The following is a 3,427-nucleotide window of genomic DNA, read 5'->3' as shown; positions in this document are numbered from 1 at the left end:
TCCTTTAAATTTAAGGTATACATTTTGCTTTGTAACTTAGTATTATCTAATATATTGTTAACAAGATTTAATAATCTATTACAATTCCTCTCAGAAATATCTATATAGTAAGCTAATTTATCGGACTTAATATTATCCTTTTTAGATAATTCTAGTAATAATTGATTCGTACTACTTATTACATTTAGAGGAGTTCTAAGCTCATGAGATAAATTAACTAAGTATTTATTCTTATTTTCCTCGATTTTTATATTATTATTATATAACTCTTCATTTTTTATCATTTGTTCTTCAAGTTCTTTAGTTCTTGACTTTACTAATCTATCTAGGTATTTTAACTTATACTTATTATTTATTATAAATAATATAGCAATAACTAAATATATAAAGCAAGCAATTGGGCTCATCCAAAATGGATATTTAATAGAAAACTCTATGGTTTCACTATCACTTATATCTCCTCTACTATCTACTGCTCTAACTTTAAAAGTATATTTTCCTGGCAATAAATCATTATATATAACATAATTTTCTTTAGTTGTTGCTTTAGATGAATTTGATCCTATTAACTCATATTCATAACTTATATTTTTATTACTTGAATATACAGGAGTAAAGAACTTGATTTTAATATTTTCTGTATTGTTGTCAAACTTTAATCCATTTATATCTAAGTAATCTTTATCGTTAACTTTAAATCCATCAAATATTACTTTTGATTTATTATTAATACTATTTACGTCCTCTGAATAAAATGCATTTAATCCATTTATCCCACCAAAGAATAATTCTCCACTTTTACTTTTAAATGCTGCATTTCCATTAAACTCATTCCCTTGAAGTCCATCTGTAACACTTAGGTTATTTACAGTGTTATTTTTAGTATCTATTTGGCTAATACCTTTATTGGTACTTACCCAAATATTATCATTATCATCTACTAATACTCCATATATAGTATTATTAGCTATACCATCACTTGTTGTATACCTTTTAAACACTTTTGTTTTAGGATCGTATTTATTTAAACCGTAACTTGTCCCGATCCATATGTTTCCTTTTGAGTCTTCATTTATATATCTTATACGATTACTACTTATACTAGTTTTATCATTAGGTATATTTTTATAGTATTTAGTTTCTTTAGAGTTAGGTTCTATAATTCCAAGTCCACCATCTCTTAAAAATCCTATATAGTAACTTCCATCTTGTCCTTGATATACATATCTAACATATGAACCTTCATCTACATAATCAGTCATATCTATGATTTTATCATTTTCTATATCAAGTAAATTTAAACCATTTGTACTTCCTATCCATAGATAATTTTTATCACATACAAAAATATCTTTAACATTTTCTCCTATTAATCCATCTTCTAGATTATAGTTTTGTATTGTATTTTCTTTTTTATTAATTTTTAATACTCCAGCATCTGTAGCTACAAATATAAAATCTTTATATCCTGTAATATCATTTATACTATTGCTTTGTATTACATTGTTATTTTCCATATTAATAGATTTAGATGTATTATTTTCCCTATCAATTATATTGACACCTTTAGTTCTACTACCAATCCATAAATATCCTTCATCATCTTCATAGATTCCGTGAACCATATTTTCACTTAATAAGTATCCATCATCTAAACCTGCATTGTAGTATTTTATACTACTTTCTGTATCAAATATACTTATTCCAGAATATGTACCAACCCATAAAACGCCTTCTCTATCTTCTATAATAGACCTTACATCGTTATATACTAAGCTATTTTTATCATAAACTTTATTTTTATAAACATCAAAACTGTCATTTTTTTCATTGTATCTAGCAAGTCCATTTGTAGTACCTACCCATAAATTTCCTTTGCTATCTCTTATTATCGCTCCAACTTGATTTGCAGGAAGAGAATTTAAATCTTCTATATTATTTATGTATTGTTTTACTTCTTTAGTTTTTGTATCTATTTTTAATAAACCTGAACTATCAGACCCTGCCCATAAAAATCCATTTTCATCATCACAAAATATATTGTAGATTTCACTTTCACTTGTATATGTTTCTAAAACTTTAAAATCTTTAGATAGCTTATTTAAACCTAATTCCGTACCTATCCATATATTCCCGTTAATATCTTCATCTATTGAATATATACAACTACTTAAGATTCCATCTTTCTCCTCTAATATAATATCAAATCTATCTTCTTTAGCATTGTATATGTTTAATCCTTCATATGTACCTACTAAAATATTATTATCTTTTGTTACTATAATTTCTGTAGTACTATCCTCTTTTATTTTTCCGTTAATTTCTGTGTAATTTGATATTTTTTCTGTCTTTTTGTTTATCTTATTTACTCCACTAACTGTATTTACCCAAATGTTACCGTATTTGTCTTCAGTTATATCTGTTATTCCATTATGACTTATACTATTTTGATATTCTTCATAGTTGTAAATTTTAAATTCATATCCATTATACCTATTTAAACCATCATTTGTACCTAGCCATATATACCCTTCACTATCTTGGAATATATCCTCTATAGTAGATTGACTTATACCTTGTTCTATATTTATGTTATTAAATATTAAGTTTTTGGATTGGGCATAAGATAATTTATTTATAGGTGTAAGTACAGTAATTCCAACTAATGTTGTTGTTATTAATTTTTTAAAATGCCTTTTTATAACCATATTTTTGCCTTTCATAATAATTCATAATTGAATATTCCCTATATATTTTGTTAGATTATCCATTATGTATCTTATCATTATACACCCTATTATTCTATAATATTCTACGTTTTTTTACAAGTTTTTCCATTTGATATTTATTGTATTATTTAACTTTTGAATTTTAAATACTATATTCCTTTATAATGAGATGATACTATTTTGAAATAATTGTGACTATAAATTATCTTTTAGTTAGATTTAGCTATATAATGTATTCTTTTAATAAACTAATTTAATCAGAAAAATAGACTCTAATTAAAAAATAATAAAGTTAATAAAATATTAAAATTTATTAAAAGTTTATATTATATGGTTAAATCAAATAGTTTCTAATGTATAATTAAATATATAAATTGAAAAAGAAATTAGTATTATAAGATAAACTAAAGGGAGAAAATAAACTATGTTATATCTTGTTTATATTTTAGCCGGAGCTGGTGCTGGTGTTGTAACTGGGCTTTCGGGTCTTTCTGCCGCAGTAGTTATCACACCTTTACTTGTCAGTGTATGTGAATGGCAAAGTTATGATGCTGTAACAGTAGCACTTGCAGCTGATGTTCTTGCTAGTTTACTTACTGCATACACTTATTATAAAAATAAGAATATTGATTTAAAAAATGGTATGCTTGTTGCAATTACAGCTTTTATAGGAACTATTATAGGTAGCTATTGTGGAT

Annotated in this window: 2 protein-coding genes; one reads left to right on the top strand and one right to left on the bottom strand. The window is 24.9% G+C overall.

Annotated elements, in window-relative coordinates:
* Positions 1 to 2,723 (bottom strand): ligand-binding sensor domain-containing protein (locus BN7997_RS14745; RefSeq protein ID WP_071121582.1); only part of this gene is annotated, 2,723 nt, incomplete at its 3' end.
* A 430-nt stretch (positions 2,724 to 3,153) separates the two neighbouring features.
* Here BN7997_RS14745 and BN7997_RS14740 point away from each other — a divergent pair.
* On the top strand, positions 3,154 to 3,427 hold a 274-nt coding region (locus BN7997_RS14740; RefSeq protein WP_143023253.1), incomplete at its 3' end, for a sulfite exporter TauE/SafE family protein.

The sequence above is a fragment of the Romboutsia timonensis genome (assembly GCF_900106845.1).
GTDB lineage: Bacteria > Bacillota > Clostridia > Peptostreptococcales > Peptostreptococcaceae > Romboutsia > Romboutsia timonensis.
Note: the sequence above shows the minus strand (reverse complement) of the source record. Positions and strands in the feature narration are given on the sequence as shown.